The organism is Micromonospora polyrhachis (assembly GCF_014203835.1).
In the GTDB taxonomy this organism is placed as follows: Bacteria; Actinomycetota; Actinomycetes; order Mycobacteriales; family Micromonosporaceae; genus Micromonospora_H; species Micromonospora_H polyrhachis.
The window spans coordinates 2,736,224-2,760,139 of sequence record NZ_JACHJW010000001.1; the positions used below are offsets into that span (position 1 = coordinate 2,736,224).

The window sequence follows — 23,916 nt, forward strand, 5'->3', positions numbered from 1 at the left end:
TCATGCCCCCTTGGCCGTCCGGGCGGTCGGCGAGGTGGCGATCAGGTGTGCGGCCGGCTCGGAGTAGCCGATCCCGACGATCTTGGCGCCCTCGAAGTGGAACGAGGTCAGGCTGGCCAGGCCACACTCCCGGCGGCGCGGGTCGTGCCAGAGTCGTTTGCGTTCGACGTGCCGGCGCAGCGTCCAGATCGGCAGTTGGTGCGACACGCAGACCGCCTCGTGGCCCTCGGCGGCCACCCGGGCGGCGTGCAACGCGGCGAACATCCGCTCGGCGATCACCCGGTACGCCTCGCCCCAGGACGGGGTGACCGGGTCGCGCAGCACCCACCAGTTGCGGGGGTCGCGGAACGATCCGTCGCCCGGCGACACCCGCTTGCCCTCGAACCAGTTGGCGCTCTCGATAAGCCGCTCGTCGACCCCGGTGGGGAGGCTGAACTGCGCGGCAATCGGCTCGGCCGTCTGCTGGGCGCGTTCCAGGGGACTGGCCACCACGTGCACGATGTCCCGGTCGGCGAGCGCCTGGGCCGCCGCCTTGGCCATCTGGATGCCCAGCTCGGAAAGGCGGAACCCGGGCAGCCGGCCGTACAGGATCTTGTCGGGGTTGTACACCTCGCCGTGCCGCAGTACGTGCACCACCGTGTTACTCATCGTGTCGGCCTCCCACCACCGGCCCGGCGACCGTCGGTCAGCCTGATCCCAGCACCCACCCGCACTACCTCTCGTTGCCCGCTGCGGCTGCTGCGGCGGCGGCCGCTGTGGGCAGCGCCCAGGCGAACTGCTCCAGCGCGGCGTCGTCCAGCGCCGTCGACACGAACCACGACTCGAACGCGCTCGGCGGCAGGTAGACCCCGCCGGCCAGCATCGCGTGGAAGAACGCCCTGAAGGCGGCCACGTTCTGGGTACGCGCGCCGTCGTAGTCACGCACGTCGGCGTCGGTGAAGAAGATCGAGAACATGCTTCCCGCGTACGACAGCCGGTGCGGCACCCCGGCGGCGGCCAGCGCGTCGCTGGCGAGCTTGCCCACGGTGGCGGCGGTGGCGTCCAGCCGCTGGTAGAGCGCGTCGTCGGCGAGCCGGAGCGTGGCCAGCCCGGCGGCGCAGGCCAGCGGGTTTCCGGAAAGTGTGCCGGCCTGGTAGACCGGGCCGGCGGGGGCCAGTCGGGCCATGATCTCGGCGCGACCGCCGAACGCTGCGGCGGGCAGCCCGCCGCCCATCACCTTGCCGAAGGTGTAGAGGTCGGCGTCCACCGGATCGGCTCCGGCCCAGCCACCCCGGGAGACCCGGAAGCCGGTCATCACCTCGTCGACGACGAGCAGTGCGCCGTAGGCGTGGGCGATGCTGGCCAGGCGCTGGTTGAAGCCGTCGCGGGGGGCCACCACACCCATGTTGCCGGCGGCGGCCTCGGTGATGATCGCAGCGATGTGCTCACCCTCGGCGGCGAAGGCGGCCTCCACGGCGGCCACGTCGTTGTACGGCAGCACGATGGTCTCGCTGGCCGCCGCGCCGGTCACCCCGGGCGAATCGGGCAGGCCGAGCGTGGCGACCCCGGAGCCGGCGGCAGCGAGCAGCGCGTCGACGTGTCCGTGGTAGCACCCGGCAAACTTGACGATCTTGGAGCGGCCGGTGAACCCACGGGCCAACCGGATCGCCGACATGGTGGCCTCGGTGCCGGAGTTGACCAGCCGGACCTGCTCGACCGGGGTCCGGTCGACGATCTCGGTGGCCAGCTCCACCTCCCCCGGCGTGGGGGTGCCGAAGCTGGTGCCGTCGGCGGCGGCGGCCTGGACGGCGGCGACCACCTCCGGATGGGCGTGGCCGAGGATCAGTGGCCCCCACGAGCAGACCAGGTCGACGTAACGCCGACCGTCGGCATCGAACAGCCACGGGCCGGCGCCACGCACCATGAACCTGGGCGTGCCGCCGACTGCGCCAAAGGCGCGTACGGGTGAGTTGACCCCGCCCGGCACGATGGCGCGGGCCCGGTCGAACAGAGCTTCGGAGGCCGGCGCTTCGGCTGGGTAACGCTCCTGGCCGGCGGAGTGCGTAGTGGTCACGGTGCCGCCATTGTGTCAGCGCCGCCGCGCTGGGCGGCACCCACCCCTGGCCAGGGGTTGCTCGGCTCACCCTCGACGCCCGCCTCGGCGAGCCGGGGCCCATAGATCGCGATAGGCTGACGGCGTGGAGCGTGCGGAGCTGTCCATCACGGTGCAGCGGGCCGCCGATGAGGTGACACTCAACCTCGTCGGCGAGATCGACATGCTCACCGCCACCCGACTCTCCAGCGCCGTCAACGAGGTGCTGGCCGAGCCGCCCCCGCGAATCGTGCTGGATCTTGCCGGGGTCACCTTCTGCGACTCACAGGGTCTGGGCACGCTGGTCGTGCTCAGCCGCAAGGCCAGTCACGCCCAGAGCCTGCTGATCCTGACCAATGTCGGCGGGTTCCTGCTGCGGGTACTCGACATCACTGGCCTGCGCTCGGCGCTGATGATCCGTAACGAGCAGTCCACCGGCTGACTCGGCCTGCGGACCGGTTGACTCGGGCCGGCGGCCGAAGCCGGACCGCACCGCGTCCGACTCCGGCCGCCCAGGCTTCTCAGACCACCGGTACGTCCCGACGCCGGAAGCCGAGCAGGCCGAGACCGGCCAGCAGAACGGCGATGCCGGTCAACCAGATCAACGGCGTGACGGTCAGCTCCCCACCGGGAATCCGGGGAATGTGGGTGAATGGTGAGACGTCAAGTGCCCACTGGTCGAGTTGCATGATCGCGCCCACCTGGCCGAGGAGCACGCAGACCCCCAGCACTGCCCAACTCACCATGACGAGCCTCGGCAGCAGCCCGAAGAGCAGCACGGTGACGGCGGCCAGCACCCAGACCGCGGGCAACTGCACCGCAGCGGCGGCCAGCACCCGGGGCACCTGACCGGCGATGTCTCCGCTGGCCTGCCCGTAGATGAGCCCACTGGTCAGGCCAGCAACCGCGAGCGCGACCGCCGGGCCGAGTAGGGCGAAGAGGAGGTGGCTGGCCATCCACCGGAACCGGCCCACCGACGCGGCCAGGACCGGCTCACTGCGTAGGGCGGTCTCCTCGGCACGCATCCGCAACGCCGCCTGGATGCCGTAGCCGGCGGCGGCCAACGCGACCAGCCCCATGGTGCCGGAGAGGTACGCGTCGGTGAAGGCGCTGGTCCCGCCCAGTCGGACGATGATGTCGCCGACCTGCGCGCTGTCCTGTATCGCCTCCTCGATCGCGTCGGCGGAACTGCCCACCACCGCACCGAACGCCACCAACCCGACGGTCCAGCCGAGGAGCAATCCCCGGTGCAGCCGCCAGGCCAGGGCCAGCGGGCTACGCAACGTGGGGGCGGCCAGCGGCGGCCCCAACCGGGGCGGCAGGATGCCGGCAGCGACGTCACGTCGGGCCGAGAGCGGGTACGCCGCAGCGATCAGTACGACGACCAGGCTGACGAGTAGGGCGAACACCCACCAGCGTTCGTCGGCGTACGCCTGCACCCGCTGCCCCCAACCGAGCGGCGACAGCCAGCTCAGCCAGGACAGATCGCCGCCCGTGCCAGTCGCGTCGCCAGCCATCCGCAGTAGCAGCGCCAGCCCGAGGGTGCCCAGGCCGATGGCGCGGGCAGCACCCGATCCCTCGGTCAACTGGGCGACGACACCACCGACCGCCGCGAACACCCAGCCGGTGGTGGTCACCGCGAGCCCGAACGCCACTGCTCCCATGGCCGGCAGACCCTGGCTGACCAGGCCGAGCGCGATGACCCCGCCCAACACGACGTCGGCGGCGAAGGTGGCGATCAGCGCGGCGGTGAGCCCCGCATGCCGCCCGAGGACGGTCGAGCCGAGCAGTTCCCGCCGACCGGTCTCCTCCTCGGTGCGGGTGTGCCGGATGACGGTGAGCAGGCTGATCAGTCCGGCGACCAACATGATCATGCTGGACCGCTGGACGGTGAGCGCGCCGAGACTGGATCCGAAGGCCGGACCGAGCAGCGACACGATGGACGGGTTGCTCGCCATCCCGGACGCGTACGCCTGTCGCCCCGCCTCGGTGGGATACAGCTCGGCGATGGCCGACGAGTAGCTCATCGGTAGGACGGCCAGGATCAGGATCCAGAGCAGCAGGAGCCACCGGTCGCGGCGCAGGATCAGCCGGACGAGTTGACCGGTGCCGGTGGTCCCGGTCATCGGGTCACCGCCGGGTGCGGGGCACCATCCGCCTGCACCTCGTAGTGCCGCAGGAAGAGTTCCTCCAGCGTCGGGGGCTGGCTGACCAGACCGCGTACGCCGATCGTGGTGAGCTGGCGCAGCGCGACGTCGAGCGCGTCACCGTCGACGGTGAACCGGACCCGGTTGCCGTCGACGCGTACGCCGTGCACGCCGGGCAGCTCCGCCAGCCCGTTCGGCGGGCCGACGAGTTCGGCGTCGATCGACGTACGGTGCAGGTGCCGCAGCTCGGTCAGGGTGCCGGTCTCGACGTTACGGCCCTCCCGGATGATGGTGACCCGGTCGCAGAGCGCCTCCACCTCGGCCAGGATGTGGCTGCACAGCAGCACGGTCCGGCCGTTGCGGGCGTCTTCGGCGATGAAGCGCTGGAAGACCTCCTCCATCAGCGGGTCGAGACCGGAGGTCGGCTCGTCCAGGATCAGTAGTTCGACGTTGGAGGCGAGGGCGGCGACCAGGCCGACCTTCTGCCGGTTGCCCTTGGAGTAGGCCCGTCCCTTCTTGCGCGGGTCCAGCTCGAACGCGTCCAGCAGCTCTGCCCGACGCCGCTGGTCGAGGCCACCGCGCAGCCGGCCGAGCAGGTCGATCACCTCGCCGCCGGAGAGGTTGGGCCAGAGCGTGACGTCACCGGGGACGTACGCGAGGCGGCGGTGCAGGGTGACCGCATCCCGCCACGGGTCGCCGCCGAGCAGTCGAACCGTGCCACCGTCGGCGCGGAGCAGGCCGAGCAGCACCCGGATCGTGGTTGATTTGCCCGCGCCGTTGGGGCCGAGGAACCCGTGCACCTCGCCGGTACGGACGCTCAGGTCGAGTCCGTCGAGGGCTCGGGTCGACCCGAATGCCTTGATCAGCCCCTCTGCATCAATAGAGTTTTCCATGTATCGAAAGCTACGCTCGCTTCACAAATTTGTGAAGCGTCTGATATCTGCAAAGATCCAGTCAGGCCGAGCTGATTCGAGGAGACATGCATGTCTGATCCGAGCCCACCGCGGCGCGACGACGAGGCTGTCGACCGGTTCGTCGAACGGATGGCGATGCTCTTCGCCAATTGGGGCTTCCCCCGGATGGCCGCACGGGTGCTCTTCGCCGTGATGTCCGCCGACGAGGAAGCGTTGACCGCCGCCGAGATCGGCGAGCGCCTGGGAGTCAGCCCAGCAGCGATCTCCGGCGCCGTGCGCTACCTGACCCACCGTGGTTTGCTGGTCCGGGAACCGATTCCCCGATCCCGACGAGACCACTACCGCATGCCCGACGACCCCTGGTTCGAGGCTGCCGTCGTCAAACGATCGGCCCTCACGGTGATGGCCGATCTGACGAGCGAAGGGGCCAAGGCGGTGGGCGGAGACGAGACGCCGTCTGGAGAACGACTCGCGGAGATGCGGGACTACCTCATCTTCGCGCAGGACGAGGTCGACTCGATCAACGAGCGATGGCGAGCCCACCGGGCTGCGAACCGGTCGCCCTCACCTGGCGAGTAACCGGCAGCCACCTCTCGCCGGGAAGGCCGGCGCAGGCCGATCAGACGCCCCTGACCACCACGAGTTACCCAGGCCCGATCAGGCGGTCGATCCCCAACGGGCCTGTTCCAGCAGCTCCGCCGCCCGGTCCCGAGCATCTGGATCGGCCGAGCGCAGCAACGCCGCCGCCTCGTCGATCGTCTCGGTAAGCGCCCGCCACTGCGCCTCGCGCTCCCGTACCGCCCGAGAGTGGGCGGCGAGCTGGCGGGTCTTGGCCCACAACTCGACGAAGACGGAGACCTTGGCCCGCAACACCCACGGGTCGAACGGCTTGGTCAGGTAGTCGACCGCGCCGACCGCGTAACCCCGCAACGCGAGTTGGGCATCCCGGTCCGCGGCGGTGAGGAAGATGATCGGGACGTGTCGGGTCCGTTCCCGCCGCTTGATGTGGCTCGCGGTTTCGAAGCCGTCCATGTCCGGCATCTGCGCGTCGAGCAGGATCACCGCAAAGTCGTCCACCAGCAGTTGCTTGAGCGCCGCCTCGCCACTCTCCACCGCGACCGACTGCACCGGCAGCCCCTGGAGGATCGCCTCCAGAGCCATCAGGTTCTCCCGCCGATCGTCGACCAGCAGCGCCTTGGCCATCTCGCTCACGACATCGCCTCGCTTCGCTCGCCGCCGCCGTGGGACACCCTGAGCCAACCGGCTCGCTCACCACGCTCGCTCGACAACGCCCCGCTTCGCTCGCCGCCGCCGTGGGACACCCTGAGCCAACCGGCTCGCTCACCACGCTCGCTCGACAACGCCCCGCTTCGCTCGTCGATCATCCGACCTCCCGCCCTTCGCCATTGACCCAGGAGGCCATCAGCTCGATCAACTCATCCAGGTCGACCGGTTTGGTGATGTAGTCACTGGCACCGGCGCTCAACGCCGACTCCCGGTCACCCGGCATCGCCTTCGCGGTAAGGAACACCACCGGTAGATCCGTGAACCGATGGTTGCGACGAATCGCCCGTGTCGTCTCGTACCCGTCCTGATCAGGCATCATCGCATCCATCAGCACGATGTCCACCTCCGGGTGCTCCGCGAGCAGCCGGACTCCCTCCGCCCCGTTGTCCGAGTAGAGCACCGTCATGCCGTGCAACTCCAGCGCACTGGTCAGCGCGAAGACGTTCCGGACGTCGTCGTCGATGATCAGGACCGTGGCTCCGTCGAGCTGCTGGGTGGCGGGCGTGCTGGCGACTGGCCTCGGGTCGGTGGTCGGCAGCAGCAGTGGTGGGAGGCCAGCTCGCGCCGGCACGGGCGACGCCGGCAGCGGCATCGGTGCCACCACCGTGTCCGGAGCCAACACATCCGGGATGAACAGGGTGAAGGTCGACCCCTGCCCGGGAGCCGACGACACGGTTATCGTGCCGCCGATCAGCCGGGCCAGGTCCCGGCTGATCGACAGTCCGAGACCGGTGCCGCCGTACCGCCGGCTCGTCGTACCGTCGGCCTGCTGGAACGCCTCGAAGATCAGCGACAGCTTCTCGTCGGGGATGCCGATCCCGGTGTCGATGACGGTGAACGCCACCACCTGCCGGGCGGTGGCCAACGCCGGCACGTCGAAGAAGGCGTTGTCCGGCGCCGGTGCGATCCGCAGCGTCACCGCGCCGTTGTCGGTGAACTTCATGGCGTTGGAGAGCAGGTTACGCAGGATCTGTTGCAGGCGCTGGGCGTCGGTGATGACGGCCGGCGGCAGGTCCTTGGAGATCCGTACCTGGAAGTCCAGTTTCTTCTCCTCGGCCTGCGGTGCGAAGGCCTGCTCGACGTAGCCACGGATCTCGGAGAACCGCACCTCGGTCGGCTCGACGTCCATCCGTCCCGCCTCGATCTTCGACAGGTCGAGGATGTCGTCGATCAGCCGGAGCAGATCCGACCCGGCGCTGTGGATCGTCTTGGCGAACTCGATCTGCTTGACGGTCAGGTTCTCCTCGGAGTTGTCCGCCAGCAACCGGGCGAGCAGCAGCAACGAGTTCAACGGCGTACGCAGCTCGTGGCTCATGTTGGCCAGGAACTCCGACTTGTACGCCGACGCCCGGGTGAGCTGGTGTGCCTTCTCCTCCAGCCCGATCCGTGCCATCTCGATTTCCTTGTTCTTGGTCTCGATGTTGCCCTTCTGCTCCGACAGCAGCTTCGCCTTGTCTTCCAGCTCGGCATTGGTGCGCTGCAACTCCGCCGACTGCTCCTGCAGCTCGTGGGCGAGGCGCTGCGACTGGGCGAGCAGTTCCTCCGTACGCCGGTTGGCCTGGATGGTGTTGACGGCGATACCGATGGTGGAGACCAGCCGTTCGAGGAAGGCCAGATGCAGCGCGGAGAAGGCGGCGATGCTGGCGAACTCGATGATGCCGAGCAGCTCGCCCTCGAAGAGCACCGGCAGCACCACCAGGTCAGCCGGAGGCGTCTCGGCGATGCCGGAACGGATGGTGAGCTTGCCGTCCGGCACCGCACCGACCCGGATGGTCCGCCGGGAAAGTGCGGCCTGCCCGACCAGCCCCTCGCCCGGCCCGAAGGTCACCTCCTGGTGGCGGGCCACATAGCCGTACGACGCGATCAGCCGCAGCCGGAGCACCGCCTCCTCGTGGTCGGCCAGGAAGAACGCGCCGAGCTGCGCGTCGACCAGCGGCGTGACCTCAGTCATGATCATCCGGCAGACCTCGACCAGGTCCCGCTGCCCCTGGAGCAGGCCGCCGATCCGGGCCAGGTTGGAGTCCAACCAGCCCTGCTCCGCGTTCTTCTTCGTCGTCTCCCGCAGGGTGACGATCATCTGGTTGATGTTGTCCTTCAGTTCGGCGACCTCGCCCTGTGCCTTGACCGCGACCCGCTGGGTCAGGTCACCCTTGGCGACAGCGGTGGAGACCTGGGCGATGGCCCGGAGCTGGGTGGTAAGGGTGGAGGCGAGCTGGTTGACGTTCTCGGTCAGGTCCCGCCAGGTGCCGGAAACCCCCTTCACCTGGGCCTGACCACCGAGCTTGCCCTCGGTACCCACCTCGCGGGCCACCCGGGTCACCTCGTCGGCGAACGACGACAGCTGATCCACCATCGTGTTGACCGTCGACTTCAACTCCAGGATCTCGCCCTGCGCGTCGACGGTGATCTTCTGGCTCAGGTCACCCTTCGCCACGGCGGTGGTGACCGAGGCGATGTTACGCACCTGCGAGGTCAGGTTCGACGCCATCGAGTTCACGTTGTCGGTCAGATCCCGCCACGTGCCGGAAACGCCCTTCACCTGCGCCTGGCCACCCAACTTGCCCTCGGTACCCACCTCGCGGGCCACCCGGGTCACCTCGTCGGCGAACGACGACAACTGGTCCACCATCGTGTTGACCGTCGACTTCAACTCCAGGATCTCGCCCCGGGCGTCGACGGTGATCTTCTGCGACAGGTCACCCTTCGCCACCGCCGTCGACACCTGGGCGATGTTCCGCACCTGGGCGGTGAGGTTGGAGGCCATCGAGTTCACGTTGTCGGTCAGGTCCCGCCACGTGCCGGCAACGCCACGCACCTGGGCCTGACCGCCCAACTTGCCCTCGATGCCCACCTCGCGGGCCACCCGGGTCACCTCGTCGGCGAACGACGACAGCTGATCCACCATCGTGTTGACGGTCGACTTCAACTCCAGGATCTCGCCCTGCGCGTCAACGGTGATCTTCTGACTCAGGTCACCCTTCGCCACGGCGGTGGTGACCGAGGCGATGTTACGCACCTGCGAGGTCAGGTTCGACGCCATCGAGTTCACGTTGTCGGTCAAATCCCGCCACGTGCCGGAGACGCCCTTCACCTGCGCCTGGCCACCCAACTTGCCCTCGGTACCCACCTCGCGGGCCACCCGGGTCACCTCGTCGGCGAACGACGACAACTGGTCCACCATCGTGTTCACCGTCGACTTCAACTCCAGGATCTCGCCCCGGGCGTCGACCGTGATCTTCTGGCTCAGGTCACCCTTCGCCACCGCCGTCGACACCTGCGCGATGTTGCGCACCTGCGAGGTCAGGTTTCCGGCGAGCTGGTTGACGTTCTCGGTCAGGTCCCGCCAGGTGCCGGACACCCCACGCACCTGGGCCTGACCGCCCAACTTGCCCTCGGTACCCACCTCCCGGGCCACCCGGGTCACCTCGTCGGCGAACGACGACAACTGGTCCACCATCGTGTTGACGGTGTCCTTGAGTTCGAGGATCTCGCCCTGCGCCGCCACGGTGATCTTCTGGCTCAGGTCGCCTCGGGCCACCGCCGTGGAGACCTGGGCGATGTTGCGCACCTGCGAGGTCAGGTTCGACGCCATCGAGTTGACGCTGTCGGTGAGGTCCTTCCAGGTGCCGGCCACGTTCGGCACCTCGGCCTGGCCGCCCAGCTTGCCCTCGGTGCCGACCTCCCGGGCCACCCGGGTCACCTGCTCGGCGAAGAGCCGCAACGTGTCGGTGAGGGAGTTGAAGGTGTGCGCCAGCTCGGCGACCTCGCCCTTGGCCGAGACGGTGATCTTCTGCGACAGATCGCCCTTGGCCACCGCGGTGGCCACCTGGGAGATCGAACGCACCTGGTACGTCAGGTTCGACGCCATGGTGTTGACCGAGTCGGTGAGGTCCTTCCAGGTGCCGGCGACGCCCCGTACGTCCGCCTGACCACCCAGTTCGCCCTCGATGCCCACCTCCCGGGCCACCCGGGTCACCTCGTTCGAGAAGGACGAGAGCTGGTCGACCATGGTGTTCACGGTCCGCCCGATCCGCAGGTACTCACCCTGCAATGGCCGTCCGTCGATCTCCAACGCCATGTGCTGGGACAGGTCACCGTCGGCGACCGCCACGATGACCCGGCCGATCTCGGTGGTGGGCCGCCCCAGGTCGTCGATGAGCGAGTTGATCGCCTGCTGGGTCTCGACCCACGAGCCGTCCAGGCCCTCCTCGTCGAGGCGTTCGTCGAGCCGGCCGTCCCGGCCGACGATCCGGCTGATCCGGCGTAGGTCCAGATGCTGCCGTTCCTGGAGCGAGACGACCTCGTTGAAGGCGTCGGCGACCTCGCCCGCGGCACCGGAGCGACGTGGCAGGCGTACCTTGAGATCACCGCGCCGGACCCGCCGCAGCGCCTCGGCGAGTTCGCCGAGCAGGACCGTGTCCTCGGCGGCGGTGTGGTCCGCGGCAGAGTTCCATTTCGCCGTGGTCATCATTCCTCGCTCAGCTCGGGGAGATGGCAGTACGCGACACCGACCAGGTTCCGGGACGGTCGGGTGTCCCCATCATTGTGCCCCCGCCCGCCGGAATCGACCGGCGCTGACCTGCGCCGCCGAAGCCCGATCGGGGCCTGGCTTGGAACTATGGCCGGCTGGGTGGAGGATACGAAGGGTGTCAGCGGAGGCGGGGCCCGCGTTCACCAGCGGTGCAGACGAGCACGTTCGCCGGGTACGGCTCCCCGCCGACCGGCGCACACCCGCCACCGCCCGGGCCATCGTCCGGTCCGTGCTGGCGGAGGCGAATCTCGACGAGCTGCTCGACGAGGCGCTGCTACTGACCACCGAACTGTCCACCAACGCGGTCGAACACGCCGGCACCGAACTGGACATCGAGGTCGTCGCGGACAGACATGGCCTGACGGTGACGGTTTCCGACTTCGCCCCCGGCCGGATCGGCGACGTGATCGCCCGACCCCGGATCGACGCCACCGACATCGCCGAGGTCTCCGAACGGGGCCGTGGCCTGTTGCTCGTCGACCACTTCGCCAGCCGCTGGGGCACCACCCACCAGCCGACCGGCAAGGGTGTCTGGTTCCGACTCGATCGCAAGCACGCGGCTCCCGGGGCGAATCCCGGGACGAATCCCGGGCGGTCGGATCCGGCAACCGTCGCCGCCGGGCCACTGGCCGGTGCGTCCGATCCGCCACCCGAACGGGCCGTACCGAGCGCCGGGGCGCTGAGTGCCCTGATGCAGACGGCCCCGGACCCGTACTCCGACGATCCACTACCGGAGTTCGCCGGCAATCTGCTGGCCCGCATCGGCGAGATGCTCGGGGCGGCCGGCGGGTCCGTACGCCTTGATCGGGGTGACGGGGCGGGCGATCAGCTCCTCGCCCGATACGGACGACAGCCCCGCTCCGGCGACGCCCTGGTCCGGGTGCCACTGGCGGTGAACCGGCCCTACTCCGGGGAACTGGAACTCGACGCGGCCCCCTCGGCGTACGCCCGGCCGCTGGCCGCCCTGATGGCGGAACGGCTCTCCCTGCACCTGGAGAACGATCGGCTTCGCCGGGCGGACGTACGCCGCCAGACCTGGTTGACCTTCCTCGCCGAGGCGAGCGAACTGCTTGCCCAGTCCCTCGACGTCGAGCTGACCATGGCGTTGATCCCGCAGCTCGTGGTGCCCCGACTCGGCCAGTGGTGTGCGGTACACATCACCGACGAGTGGGGTCGACTCCGGCTCGCGGCGGCGAGCCACGCCGATGAGTCGATGCTGCCGCAACTGCACGAGGTGCTCGACGAGAGCGGTCCCGATTCGGCCCAGGCCCGGCTTCGGGAGGCCTCCCGGATCGGTACGCAGGTGCCGATCGGCGGGCCGATGGACGGCTTCGCGGTGCCTCTGGTCGCGCGGGGGCAGCGGCTCGGCACCCTGGCGGTCGGGCGGCACCAACGCCACCGGCACGATCCCGACGAGATCGCCGTGCTGGAGGACGTGGCCCGGCGGGCGGCGCTGGCGATCGAGAACGCCCGGATCCACGCGGAGCGGCGGCGGGTCGCGCAGACCCTGCAACAGTCCCTCCTGCCGCCGGTGCTTCCGGTGGTGGACGGAATCGGATTCGCCGCCGAGTACGTGCCGACCGGTGACGACGCCGAGGTGGGCGGCGACTTCTACGACGTACTGCCGCTACCCGACGGCCGGTGGTTGGTGGCTGTCGGCGACGTCTCGGGCAAGGGGGTCCAGGCCGCCGCCGTCACCGGGCTGGTCCGCGATGTGATCCGGGTGCTGGTCGGCGACGGCAAGCCACTGCCGGAGGCACTGTCCCGGCTCAACGAGACGCTGCTCGAACGTGGTGCTGGCCGCTACTGCACGCTGGCGCTGGCCGCCGTGGGACGGGGGCCGGACGGGCAGCTCGACGTGTCCCTACATCTCGCCGGTCACGACCGGCCGGTCCTGGTCCGGGGCAGCGGTCGGGCCGACTTCGTCGGGACCGGCGGCACCGCCCTGGGTCTGCTGGACTCCATCGCCACACCGGCTGCGGACGTGCTGCTGGGCCCGGGTGACGCGCTGGTCTTCTTCACCGACGGCGTGACCGAGCGGCGGCGTGGGCGGGAGCTGTTCGGCACTGATCGGCTCCGGGACGCCACGGTGCCGCTGGCCGGCTATTCGGCCGAGGTGATGGCCGCCCGGCTCCGCTCCACCGCGATCGGTTTCTCCGCCGAGTCGCCACGCGACGACATCGCTATCCTGGTACTGCGTAATGACATGATCGGCTGAGCCGACATCGACGAATCGTCGAAGGACACCGCCGGTACGGCAAGCCGAAGCGCCTTACGGACGAGGGCGTCGGCCATATCTGGGAAGGTCCTACCCATGGTCCGCATGCTCCTTGGGCGCCGCGCCGCCAGCGCCTCACCGAGCGCCGGGCAGGACCCCCGTCCGCGTTCCGGGCCACGGAACCGGGACCGCTACCTGGACCTGTGGCGTGCGGCCGCACTGGTACGGGTGGTCGTCTACCACGTCTTCGGCTGGGTCTGGCTGACCGTCCTCTTTCCCGCGATGGGGCTGATGTTCGCCCTGGCGGGCTCCCTGATGGCCAGTTCCCTGGACCGTAGCGGGCCGAAGGCGATCGCCCGCCGGCTCCGCCGACTGCTTCCACCCCTGTGGGCGTTCGCGGCGGTGGCCGTACCGCTCATGCTGTTCACCGGATGGGGGGCGGCCCCCACCGCCCACCTCGGCTGGGGTGAGCTGCTCTGGTGGATCTTCCCGGCGCGTACGCCACCGACCGGGAGCCAGTCCTGGGCCTGGGCGTTCAACGCGGTGCTCTGGTACATCGTCACGTACCTGTGGCTGGTGCTGCTCTCGCCCGCCCTGCTGGCCGCCTTCCGCCGCTGGCCGTGGCGCACCCTCGCCGTGGCGGTCGCCGTACCCGTGGCGTCCCTGTTCGGCGTGGTGCAGATCGGCGGCTACTTCAACGAGCAGGCGACCAATGTCGGCACCTACGTGGCGTGCTGGCTGCTCGGCTTCGCCCACCACGACGGCCTGCTCAAGCGACTGCCGGCCCGCCGGTACGCCATCGCGGTGGCCGCGTTCGCGCTCGCCGGCGCCGCCTGGGTGCTCGCCGCCGCCTGGTCGAGCGGCAGTTTCGACCTCAACCGCATCCCCGGCGGCAACACTTTCTGGTCGATCGCATTCGTCGCCACGGTGCTGCGGTTCCGCCCCCGACTCGACTGGCTGGCCCAAATCCGGCCGTTGAACCGGACGGTGGAGTTGCTGAACGCCCGGGCGGTCACCATCTACCTGTGGCACATGCCAGCCGGCCTGCTCGCCGCCATCGGACTCAGCTCGATGGTGCTCTCCGACTGGGCCGGCAACGTCGTGCTCCGGTTGACCGTGGTGTGGCTGCTCACCGCGGTGGCGGTGGCCCTGCTCGGCTGGGTCGAGGATCTCGCCGCCCGGCGGTCGCCCACCCTGATCCCGCGTACCGGCACCTCGCCGAAGGCCACCGTTCGGCCCGTGGAGGCACCGTCCACGCTGACCACCTCGACCGAGAGCACGCCGGCGCTACCGGTCCCGCGCCGGATCGGGCCGGGCGACCGTTGGCATCGGGGGATGGTCGCGACGGTCGCGACCCTCGCCGCCTGCCTAGCCTTCACCGCGCTCAACGTCCTACCCGGTACGCCAACCCAGAGCCAGGACCGTCATCCCCGGCACGAAACCATGCACTACCTGTCCGACCTGCTCCTGGTGCTGGAGGACCCGTCCGCCCCCGAGCCGGCGGCCCAGTCGATCCCACTACCACCGACACCAACCAATGTGGACGATGCCCGCCCACGCGGGGTCGTCACCCCGGCCCCCAGTCGGCTTCGGGTGCATCCGCCACCCGGCTGTGAACGCCTCCGGGCGGTCATCGAGGTGGTCGACACCGACAATGACGGCGTCCAGGTGACCTTCGCCGTCCGTACCGACGGGGTCACGGTCTACGAGTCGAGCGCCCGCAGCCGGGGAGACCTCGCTGAGGAGATCGACGTCGACGTGACCGAGGCGACCTTCGTCGACCTGGTCGCCACCAGCTCAGCCGGCCGGGCGTCCACGATCTGGGCCGACGGCCGCTTCGTCTGTATCTCGTGACCGGTCTCGTCTGGGTCTCCTGAACAGGCTAGCCGGCCGGCCGCCACCGGTCAGAATTCGGCGAACAGGTACGGCGTACAGCGCGGGAACAGGGCCCGCAGTTCCGCTTCGGCGGACCGGTCCACGGTGCCGAAGCCCCGGATGGCCACGTCGGCGGGGTCGAGGACGCCGTAGACCAGCCCGGAGAGCCCCGCACCGGTCAGCGTCGCGCTGGGCAGTGACGGCTCCAACCCGCGTACGACCTCCAGCTTCCCGTCCGCGCCATCCAGTAGGTAGCTACCAGCGACGAACGGATCGTCGACGACCTCGACGGTCAGCCGGCCGGAACCGACGGTCAGTCCGGCCAACGCCTCCAGCGACAGCACCCGGGCCATCGGTGCGCCACCGGTCGGATAGACCACCTGACGCTGGACGTGCACGGCGAAGTCGGTCGCCCACAACTCGGGGGTCTCGTCGGCCGACACCCGCACGCTGATCTCCGCGACCTGGTCGACGTGGTAGGCGAAGAACCGCAGCAGCAACGCTCGACCCAACGGCCCGGTGGTGAGCAGATCACCACCGGTCAACTTCCCGCCGTGGTCGTCGATGCGGTAACGCACTGCGCCGACAACCGCACCGTCGACCTCGGCGACGGCCAGCCAGTCCTTGTCCTCGTCGCGCTGACGTACCGCACGGAACTCCGGGGGGACGGCGAACCCGTGCCGCTCACCCAGCAGCCGGTGGGTGAGGTCGCGATAGCTGCCGTAGCGCTCCCCGATCCGGTGCAGGGTGACCTCGCCGGGCAGTTGGACCCGCAGCAGCGATCCGAGGTCGGCCGGCGCGAAGGTGGCGGTGCGGGCCGCCGGCAGCCCGACGTAGCCGAACCGCTCGTAGAAGGAGGGGCGAAACGGGTAGAGCGCGCTGATCGAATGGCCGGTGTCCCGCATCTCACCGAGCAGTCGGTGCAGCAGTGCCCGGACGTGGCCCTGGCGACGGCCCAACGGGTGGGTGGCGACCCCGGCGACGCCGGCCATCGGCTGGACCGATCCTCGCAGGTTCTGTCGCATCGGGATGGCCGACACGGTGGCCACGGGCCGATCCCCGTCCGCCGCGACGAGCGTCACGTTCCCGTCGACGTACGGCAGGTAACGCCGGAACTCCTCCTCCCGGCCGGGGCCGCTCGGGGACTGCTCGAAGGCGTACGCTTGGAGGGGTAGGGCGGTCGTGAGACGTTCTTCGCCGGTTACCTGTCGGATGTCCACCACCTCATCCCAGCGCGGTTGGCGGCGATCTTCAACCGGATTGCTCCGCCCCGGGCCAGCCCGGTCATGCCGCGCCGACCAGACCGAGTTCCCCCAGCACCCGGGCCAGTCGGTCGTTCTCGGCCCGCAGGAACGCGTCGAACTCCTCCCCGTCGAGATAGGCATCGGTCCAGCCGTACCGGGCCAGGGCCGCCTGCCAAGGCCCGCACCCGCGCAATCGGGCCACCGTCGCCCGCATCGTGGTGACATCCCCCTCGGCGAGGCCCGGCGGGGCGACCACACCCCGCCAGTTGGCGAACACCACGTCCACACCGTTCTCCCGCAGGGTGGGGGCGTGGATACCGGGGATCCGCCGCTCGCTGGTGACCGCGAGCACCCGTAGCTGCCCGGAGGCGATCTGGTCGGCGTACTCGCTGACCCCGGAGACCCCGAAGGCGACCTGCTTGCCGAGGATCGCCGCGAGCAGGTCACCGCCCCCGTCGTACCGGTGGTAGGCGACCTGGCGTGGTCGGATGCCGACGGCCTCCGCGAGCAGCATCGGCGCGAGATGGTCCGGGCCGCCGGCGGTGGAGCCGCCGCCCACCGGTACCGCGGCCGGTTGGGCCCGCCACGCGGTGACCAGGTCGGCCAGTTCCCGGTACGGCGAGTCGCGGGTGACCACGATGATGGCCGGCTCCTCGATCAGGCGGGCGATCGGCGTGGTGTCCTGCAGGGTGACCGGCGCGTTACCGGTGTACTGGCTACCGACCATGCCCAGCCCCATCAGCATCAGCAACTGGCCGTTGCCCCGCTCGTAGCCCAGCCGCCGCAATCCGACGACACCCCCGCCACCGGGAAGGTTGAACACCTCCGCGTTGCGGATGATGCCGCCGTCGGCGAGGGCCTTGGCCATGGTGCGCGCGGTGACGTCGTAACCGCTGCCCGGCGGATTGGGCACCATGATCCGCAATTCGGTTTGGTCATCCGGTTCCGGGCCGGGTACGCAGGCCCCGCCGGTGAGCAGGACCACGAGGCCGACCGCCAGCACGCGGATCAGCTGGCCCATCACGGCTCCTTCGGGAATTCGGTACGTGCAGATCCTGCTCGCCCTGCGGTCTGTTGTCACGGGTCCACCCCCGATGGGTGGGGCGCGATGGTTGCGCCGCCCCGCTCGACCCACTTTCCTGCTTGTGGTGAAAGCAAGGGGAGGTGGGATGCAGCGGTTGTCCCTGGCTGGTCAGTTCCTGCTGTTCCAGCTCGGCATCGTGCTGTTGGTGGTGGGTGTCGTGGCGGCGGTGTCGATCGCCGAGTCCGACGTGGAGTTCCGCCGGGAGGAGGGCGCGCGACTCCGGTCGGTCGGCGAGAACGCCGCGATCAACCGGACCGTACGGTTGGGCATCGGCGAACCCGGCGACCGGGAGGCGCTGGCAACGGTGGCCGAGAGCGCCCGCGCGGTCTCCGGCGCGTCGTACGTGCTGATCACCGACGCGACAGGCAAGCTGCTCACCGGTCCCGACGCGGGTGTGCCGGCCGTACTCGGAGAGAGCGACGGACTTGCCGGTCGTTCCTGGGTCGGGGTGGTCGACGACGGTAGCAAGACGCTGGTCGCACACGTACCGGTGCTGGACGAGCGGGACGGCCACTTCCTCGGCCTGATCGTGGTGGGCCGGACCTATCCGACGCTGCCCGAACAGTTGGCCACCGCCTTTCCCAACCTGCTGACCTACCTGCTGCTCGGTGGAGCGCTCGGGGTGGCCGGCTCGCTGCTGCTGGCCCGTCGGGTCAAGCTGCAGACGCTGGGGCTGGAGCCGGGTGAGATCGCCGGACTCGTCGAGCACCGGGAGGCGATGTTGCGGGGCATCAAGGAGGGCGTGGTCGGTACGGATGTCGCCGATCGGGTCACCCTGGTCAACGACGAGGCGGTACGGCTGCTCGGGCTCCCGGAGTCACCGGTCGGCCGGTCCCTGCACAGTCAGCCGATGGAGCCGCACCTGCGGGACGTGCTCACCGGTCGGGTCACCGGAGTCGACCAGATCGTGCTCAGCGACGACCGGGTGCTGGTGCTCAACCGGCGGCCGGTGATGGTGCGGGGCCGCCAGGTGGGCTCGGTGACCACCCTGCGGGACCGGACCGAGCTGACCGCGCTACGCCGGGAACTCGACGTCAGCCGGCACACCACCGACACGCTGCGCGCCCAGGCGCACGAATTCTCCAACCGGCTGCACATCATCGCCGGTCTGGTGGAGTTGGGTGAGCACGACGAAGTGGTGCGCTACATCACCCGGGCCAGTCAGGTACACGAGGCGCTCAACCGTGACGTGACCACGCTGATCCGGGATCCGGCGCTCGCCGCGCTGTTGATCGCCAAGGCCAGTCTCGCCGCCGAACAGGGAGCCCAGTTGCACATCTCTCCGGACTCGGACCTGCCTCCGGTCGACGACGGGTTGGCTGGGGACCTGGTCACCGTGGTGGGCAACCTGGTCGACAACGCGTTGGACGCGATCAGGTCCGGTGGTGAGGTGACGGTGGGCGTCCGTACGACCGGCGACGCGGTGCGGGTGACGGTCAGCGACTCGGGGCCCGGGGTGCCCCCGGAGCTGGTCGAGGAGGTCTTCCGGCAGGGCTACAGCACCAAGGAGGAGGCGCTGGGGCACCACGGGCTCGGGTTGGCCCTGACCCGGCTGATCTGCCTGCATCGGGGCGGCAGCATCGAGGTCTCCGGGTCGGCGTTCCACGCCCACCTTCCACTGGCGGTCGGGGCGGCATCGTGATCCGGGTGCTGGTCGTCGACGACGACTTCATGGTTGCCAAGGTGCACAGTGGATTCGTGGCCCGGGTGCCGGGGTTCACCGTCGCCGGGGTGGCCCACACCGGAGCCCAGGCACTTGCCGAGATCGAGCAGAGCTGCCCTGACCTGGTGATACTCGACATCTACCTACCGGACTTCTCCGGGCTGGAGGTGTTGCGTCGGCTTCGGGAGGGCGCGGCCGGGGTGGACGCCCTGGTGGTCACCGCAGCCCGGGACATGGACACGATCCGTACCGCCCTGCGGCACGGCGTCGTGCACTACCTGATCAAGCCGTTCACCTTCGACGTGCTGCGGGACCGGCTGGAACGGTACGCGGAGGCCCACCACCGGCTGTCCGGCTCCGGTGAGGTGGCGCAGGACGAGGTCGACCGGCTGCTGATGGCGATGCGTCCCGGCCCGGTCGACCTGCCGAAGGGGCTGACGCCGCCGACGGCGGAGTTGGTCTCCCAGGCACTGCGCGACGCGGACGGTGACCTGTCGGCGAGTGAGTGCGCCGACCGGGTGGGGCTGTCCCGGGTGAGCACCCGTCGCTACCTGGAACATTTCGTCGGCGCGGGAAAGGCGAAGGTCACCCTGCGGTACGGCTCCGCCGGCCGACCGGAACGGCGGTTCCGATGGACCGGCGGAGCCGGGTGACGAACTGGACCGGCGGAGCCGGCTGAATCAACCGGCGGCGCTGAGCTGGACCGACGGGGAACGTCAGTCGTCCTCGCCGAAGGCCAGCCGCTGCGCCGACCGGCCCCGCAGCCTGGCCACGATCCGTGGCAGGTACGGCACCAGCAGGGCGAGCACCACCAGCCCGAGCAGCACTGCGGTCAACGGTCGACTGACGAACACGGTCAGGTCGTTGTTGGCGAGCACCAGGGTCCGCCGGAACTGCATCTCCATCATCGGGCCGAGGATGGCACCCAGGATCACCGGCGCGATCGGGAAGTCGAAGTGCCGCATGAAGAACCCGATCACCCCGACCCCGTACGCGATCAGCACCTGGACCACGCTGTTCGAGGCGACGTACACACCGAGCGTGGCGAAGACCAGGATGCCCGCGTACAGGACCGGCCGGGGGATCTGGAGCACCTTCACCCAGACCCGGATCAGCGGCAGGTTCAACGCCAGCAGCAGGACGTTGCCGACGTAGAGCGAGGCGATCAACGCCCACACCAGCTCCGGTGACTTCTCGAACAGCTGCGGCCCCGGTTGCAGGTTGAAGATCTGGAACGCGGCCAGCATCACGGCGGCAGTCGCCGAGGTGGGGATACCCAGGGTCAACAGCGGCACCAGTACGCCCGAGAAGGCCGCGTTGTTGGCCGCCTCCGGCCCGGCCACCCCTTCGATCGCCCCCTTGCCGAACTGCTCCTTGTGCTTGGAGCGACGCTTCTCGAAGGTGTACGACAGGAAGGTCGGCACGTCGGCTCCGCCGGAGGGCAGTGCGCCGAACGGGAACCCGAGGGCGGTGCCGCGCAGCCACGGCCGCCAGGACCGGGCCCAGTCCTGCCGGCTCATCCAACGCGCTCCACCGACCGGTTCCAGTGGCGTCACGTGCTCGGGCAGGTGCCGCAGCCGGCTGGCGACGTAGAGCGTCTCCCCGATGGCGAACAGGCCGACGATGATCACCACGACGTCGACGCCTTCGAGCAGTTGCAGGCTGCCGAAGGTGAACCGGGCCTGCCCGGTCAGCCCGTCGAGGCCGACCACGCCGAGGAAGAGGCCGAGGAAGAGCGACATCAACCCGCGTACGAGGGAGCGGCCGACCAGCGCGGTGACCGCGACCATGGCCAGCAGCGCCAGCGCGAAGTAGTCCGCCGCCCGGAAGTTGACGGCCAGCTCGGCGAAGGGTTTCGCGAAGAGGGTCAGCAGCAACGTCGAGATGGTGCCGGCGACGAAGGAGCCGATCGCCGCGGTGGCGAGGGCGGCCCTGGCTCGGCCTCGCCGCGCCATCTGGTAGCCCTCGATCGCGGTGGCCACCGAGGCGGACTCGCCCGGGGTGTTGAGCAGGATGGAGGTGGTGGAACCGCCGTACATCGCCCCGTAGTAGATGCCGGCGAACATGATGAAGGTGCCGATCGGGTCGTCCAGACTGAACGTCACCGGAAGCAGCAGGGCGATGGTCAGCGCCGGCCCGATGCCGGGGAGCACCCCGACGAACGTACCGAGGGTGACGCCGATCGCCGCGTAGAGCAGGTATTGCGGGCTCAGTACGGTCCCGAATCCCGCCAACAGGTCGGTCATATCGGCAGTACTCCGCTGGGCAGTTGGATGGCGAGCAGATGGGTGAACGCGAGGTAGACGACCAGCGCGAGCGGTACCCCGACGACGGCGTCCCGGACCGGTTGCCGGCTACCCAGGATCCGGGCGGTCACCACGAAGAACACCGCCGAGGCGAGCACGAACCCAACCGGCTCCAACGCGAGGACGTAACCGCAGAGCACGACGGCCAGCAGGACCGGCGGGAGCCACTGGATACGCTCCGGCCCGGGTCGGTCGGGCGAGTCGTCGTCCGCCGCCGGATCGTCGGCGGTCGCCGTGGCCTGCGGTGCTGCCGGGTCCCCGCCCGCACTCGCTTCCGGCACTGAGTCGTTGGCGTCGGCCGTCGCCTCCGGTGCCGGCTCGTCGGTGGTGGCCGGATCGTCTGCTCGGGCTGGTTGGTCGGGCGACACGAACTGCTGGATCAGGTACCACAGGGCCAGGAGCAGCCAGCCACCGGAGACCACGACGGGGGCCAGCCACGGTCCGGCGGGAGCGAAGTCACCGCCGGCCGCGTCGTACGCGTACCAGAACAGGAAGACCCCCGCCGCCAGCATCACGGCACCGAGCACCAGGGGTCCCAACGGCCGCCGGGAACGGGCGGCATCCCGCTCCGCTCCCAGTGCCGCAGTGGTGGGCGGCGTCATCTAGCTGGCCAACCCGATCTCGGTGAGTACGGCGGTGATCCGGGCGCTCTCACTGGCGAAGTACGCCGCCGCCTCGTCACCGCTGCGGTAGAAGTCGTCCCACTTCTGCTCGGTGAGGGTCTTCTTCCACTGCTCGGAGGCGTGCAGCTTGTCCATCATGGCGATCAGGGCGGCCCGTTCGCCGTCCTTGATTCCCGGCGGGGCCACCACGCCGCGCCAGTTCATCAGCTCCACGTCGTACCCGGATTCCTTGATCGTGGGTGCCGGCTTGCCGGCGCCGGCGTCCACGCCCACGCTGCCGGAGACCGCCAACGCGCGGACCTTGCCGGCCGCGACCAGGTCCTTGAACTCGCTCGCGCCGGAGACCGCAGCGGTCAGGTCACCGGCGAGCAGGGCGGCCTTGGACTCGCCGCCACCGGAGTAGGCCACGTACTTCATCGCCTTCGGGTCCGCTCCGGCGGCCTTGGCGAGCAGGCCGACCAGGATCTGGTCGGTGCCGCCGGCGGAACCGCCACCCCAGTTGATCGAGGAGGGGTTGGCCTTCGCGTCGTCCATCAGCTGCTTGAGCGTCGTGTACTTGGACGACGCCGGAACCACGATCACCTCTTGCTCGGCGGTGAGCGTCGCGATCGGGGTGACCTGGTTGAGTCCCACCGGGGACTTGTTCGTCACCACGCCGCCGACCATGACCAGGCCCATGACCATCAACTGGTGCGCGTCGCCCCGGTTCTTCGTCACCAACTGTGACAGGCCGAGCGTGCCGGCAGCCCCGGGTACGTTGTAGACCTCGACCGACTTGTCGATCAGCTTGCCGTCGGTGATGGCCTTCTGCATCGAGCGCGCAGTGATGTCCCAGCCGCCGCCCGGCGCGGCCGGGGCCATCAGCTGCACGGTCCGGGTTGGATACTTGGCCGCCCCGCCGTCACCCGCGTCGCCGGCCTTGTTGCACCCCGCTCCCGCGAGGACCAACACCGGTAGGCAGGCTGCCAGAAGGGTACGGCGGCGCACCGCAGGAGCACCCCGAAGGTCTGTCATCTCATCTCCACTGACCAGAATCGACTTTTGCCGCCGTGCTCCGGCTGCTCTTGCCGCCGTATTTCGGCTGCGTTTCGTCGATGCTGTCCGGCCAGCCGCCCCGGGTCACCGTTGCGGTCGTGGAGTTCGTTCTGGTCGTTGTGGTCGTGGGCCTGTCCCTGGCTGCCGCGCCTACCCGGCGAGTACGTCGGCCAGCACGACGGTGACGTTGTCCGGCGCACCCCCCTGATGCGCCAGCTTGACCAGGTGTTCCGCCCGATGCCGCAGGTCGGTTGCGCTGCCCAGCACCTGGGCGATGGCATGGTCGTCGACGACATCGGAGAGGCCGTCACTACAGAGCAGCAGCCGGTCACCCGCCTCGACGGCCAACACCATGATCGTCGGGGCGACGCCCTGGCCCTGGAGCGCCCTGGTCACCAGGGAACGTTGCGGATGCCGGCGGGCCTCCTCCGGACTCAACACCCCCTGGTCGACCAGCGCCTGGACCAGGGTGTCATCCCGGGTCACCTGCCGTAGGCCGGTCCGCCGCAGCAGATAGCCCCGCGAGTCACCGGCATGCGCGACGGTGAGTTCCATCCCGGCCAACAGGGCCGCGGTCACCGTGGTGCCCATGCCGTCGTTGGCCGGGTCCGCATCGGCCGTCTCCCTGATCCGCTGGTTGGCCAGACCGATCGCCCGGGACACCACCGCCCCCGCCGTCTCCTCGGCCATGAGCGGCCGGTCCAGCGGAGTCAACTCTCGGATGACGAGCGCGCTGGCGACCTCGCCGGCGGGTAGTCCGCCTATGCCATCGGCGACCGCCACCAGCCGCTCGCCGGCATAGGCGGCGTCCTCGTTGTTGTCGCGGACCAGCCCGGGATCGCTGACCATCGCCGTACGCAGGATCAAGGTCATGTAAACAGCATGCCAAGAAGACCGTCGCCACGTCTCTACGCACTA

General features: G+C 69.7%; 19 protein-coding genes. 6 read left to right on the forward strand and 13 right to left on the reverse strand.

Going from position 1 to position 23,916, the window contains the following annotated elements; all coding sequences use genetic code 11:
- Together FHR38_RS11690 and hemL are read right to left on the reverse strand one after the other, a co-directional pair.
- Positions 1-648, reverse strand: coding sequence for a histidine phosphatase family protein (locus FHR38_RS11690; RefSeq protein ID WP_184534694.1), 648 nt, complete (start codon positions 646-648; stop codon positions 1-3).
- A 64-nt stretch (positions 649-712) separates the two neighbouring features.
- A complete protein-coding gene (hemL, locus tag FHR38_RS11695; RefSeq protein ID WP_184534695.1) occupies positions 713-2,053 on the reverse strand; it encodes a glutamate-1-semialdehyde 2,1-aminomutase in 1,341 nt (446 codons plus the stop codon).
- Positions 2,054-2,177: 124 nt separating this feature from the next.
- Between hemL and FHR38_RS11700 the strand changes: the two genes are divergently transcribed.
- Positions 2,178-2,513 carry an STAS domain-containing protein gene (locus tag FHR38_RS11700; protein WP_184534696.1) on the forward strand — a complete coding sequence of 112 codons (336 nt, stop codon included), beginning with the start codon at positions 2,178-2,180 and terminating at the stop codon, positions 2,511-2,513.
- Positions 2,514-2,592: 79 nt separating this feature from the next.
- Here the strand turns inward: FHR38_RS11700 and FHR38_RS11705 are convergent, their stop codons facing one another.
- Together FHR38_RS11705 and FHR38_RS11710 are read right to left on the reverse strand one after the other, a co-directional pair.
- Positions 2,593-4,197, reverse strand: coding sequence for an ABC transporter permease (locus FHR38_RS11705; protein WP_184534697.1), 1,605 nt, complete (start codon positions 4,195-4,197; stop codon positions 2,593-2,595).
- Positions 4,194-5,111 carry an ABC transporter ATP-binding protein gene (locus FHR38_RS11710; protein WP_184534698.1) on the reverse strand — a complete coding sequence of 306 codons (918 nt, stop codon included), beginning with the start codon at positions 5,109-5,111 and terminating at the stop codon, positions 4,194-4,196. The genes FHR38_RS11705 and FHR38_RS11710 overlap by 4 nt, the downstream gene beginning before the upstream one ends.
- A gap of 90 nt (positions 5,112-5,201) precedes the next feature.
- On the opposite strand from FHR38_RS11710, the gene FHR38_RS11715 reads away from it, so the two are divergent.
- Complete coding sequence (locus tag FHR38_RS11715; protein WP_184534699.1) at positions 5,202-5,711, forward strand: GbsR/MarR family transcriptional regulator; 510 nt, start codon at positions 5,202-5,204, stop codon at positions 5,709-5,711.
- Between the two features lie 78 nt (positions 5,712-5,789).
- Here FHR38_RS11715 and FHR38_RS11720 read toward each other — a convergent pair whose 3' ends face one another.
- The 3 genes from FHR38_RS11720 to FHR38_RS11730 are packed head-to-tail and all read right to left on the reverse strand — an operon-like array spanning position 5,790 to position 10,890.
- Positions 5,790-6,344, reverse strand: coding sequence for a response regulator (locus tag FHR38_RS11720; protein ID WP_184534700.1), 555 nt, complete (start codon positions 6,342-6,344; stop codon positions 5,790-5,792).
- Complete coding sequence (locus FHR38_RS11725; RefSeq protein ID WP_184534701.1) at positions 6,341-6,517, reverse strand: hypothetical protein; 177 nt, start codon at positions 6,515-6,517, stop codon at positions 6,341-6,343. Before FHR38_RS11725 ends, FHR38_RS11720 begins: the two co-directional genes overlap by 4 nt.
- The gene (locus FHR38_RS11730; protein WP_446685671.1) at positions 6,514-10,890 is read right to left on the reverse strand and encodes a hybrid sensor histidine kinase/response regulator; all 4,377 of its coding nucleotides are present in this window, start codon (positions 10,888-10,890) and stop codon (positions 6,514-6,516) included. The genes FHR38_RS11725 and FHR38_RS11730 overlap by 4 nt, the downstream gene beginning before the upstream one ends.
- Positions 10,891-11,065: 175 nt before the next feature.
- On the opposite strand from FHR38_RS11730, the gene FHR38_RS11735 reads away from it, so the two are divergent.
- Positions 11,066-13,168, forward strand: a complete 2,103-nt coding sequence (locus tag FHR38_RS11735; protein WP_184534703.1) for a SpoIIE family protein phosphatase — start codon at positions 11,066-11,068, stop codon at positions 13,166-13,168.
- Positions 13,169-13,273: 105 nt separating this feature from the next.
- Positions 13,274-15,022, forward strand: a complete 1,749-nt coding sequence (locus FHR38_RS11740) for an acyltransferase family protein (RefSeq protein WP_184534704.1) — start codon at positions 13,274-13,276, stop codon at positions 15,020-15,022.
- Between the two features lie 50 nt (positions 15,023-15,072).
- Here FHR38_RS11740 and FHR38_RS11745 read toward each other — a convergent pair whose 3' ends face one another.
- The gene (locus FHR38_RS11745; protein WP_184534705.1) at positions 15,073-16,263 is read right to left on the reverse strand and encodes a GNAT family N-acetyltransferase; all 1,191 of its coding nucleotides are present in this window, start codon (positions 16,261-16,263) and stop codon (positions 15,073-15,075) included.
- Positions 16,264-16,327: 64 nt separating this feature from the next.
- Positions 16,328-17,308: a Bug family tripartite tricarboxylate transporter substrate binding protein gene (locus FHR38_RS11750; RefSeq protein WP_184534706.1), complete on the reverse strand. Its 981-nt coding sequence runs from the start codon at positions 17,306-17,308 to the stop codon at positions 16,328-16,330.
- Between the two features lie 148 nt (positions 17,309-17,456).
- Between FHR38_RS11750 and FHR38_RS11755 the strand changes: the two genes are divergently transcribed.
- Both FHR38_RS11755 and FHR38_RS11760 read left to right on the forward strand, forming a co-directional pair.
- Positions 17,457-19,013 carry a sensor histidine kinase gene (locus tag FHR38_RS11755; RefSeq protein ID WP_184534707.1) on the forward strand — a complete coding sequence of 519 codons (1,557 nt, stop codon included), beginning with the start codon at positions 17,457-17,459 and terminating at the stop codon, positions 19,011-19,013.
- The gene (locus FHR38_RS11760; protein WP_184534708.1) at positions 19,010-19,687 is read left to right on the forward strand and encodes a response regulator; all 678 of its coding nucleotides are present in this window, start codon (positions 19,010-19,012) and stop codon (positions 19,685-19,687) included. Before FHR38_RS11755 ends, FHR38_RS11760 begins: the two co-directional genes overlap by 4 nt.
- A gap of 63 nt (positions 19,688-19,750) precedes the next feature.
- Here FHR38_RS11760 and FHR38_RS11765 read toward each other — a convergent pair whose 3' ends face one another.
- The 4 genes from FHR38_RS11765 to FHR38_RS11780 form a co-directional block, all read right to left on the reverse strand.
- On the reverse strand, positions 19,751-21,280 hold the full coding sequence (locus FHR38_RS11765; RefSeq protein ID WP_184534709.1) for a tripartite tricarboxylate transporter permease: 1,530 nt from the start codon (positions 21,278-21,280) through the stop codon (positions 19,751-19,753).
- Complete coding sequence (locus tag FHR38_RS11770; RefSeq protein ID WP_184534710.1) at positions 21,277-21,942, reverse strand: tripartite tricarboxylate transporter TctB family protein; 666 nt, start codon at positions 21,940-21,942, stop codon at positions 21,277-21,279. The genes FHR38_RS11765 and FHR38_RS11770 overlap by 4 nt, the downstream gene beginning before the upstream one ends.
- Positions 21,943-22,977 (reverse strand): Bug family tripartite tricarboxylate transporter substrate binding protein, encoded by a 1,035-nt coding sequence (locus FHR38_RS11775; protein ID WP_184534711.1) that lies wholly within the window; start codon positions 22,975-22,977, stop codon positions 21,943-21,945.
- Between the two features lie 171 nt (positions 22,978-23,148).
- The gene (locus FHR38_RS11780) at positions 23,149-23,871 is read right to left on the reverse strand and encodes a PP2C family protein-serine/threonine phosphatase (RefSeq protein ID WP_184534712.1); all 723 of its coding nucleotides are present in this window, start codon (positions 23,869-23,871) and stop codon (positions 23,149-23,151) included.
- Positions 23,872-23,916: the final 45 nt, after the last annotated feature.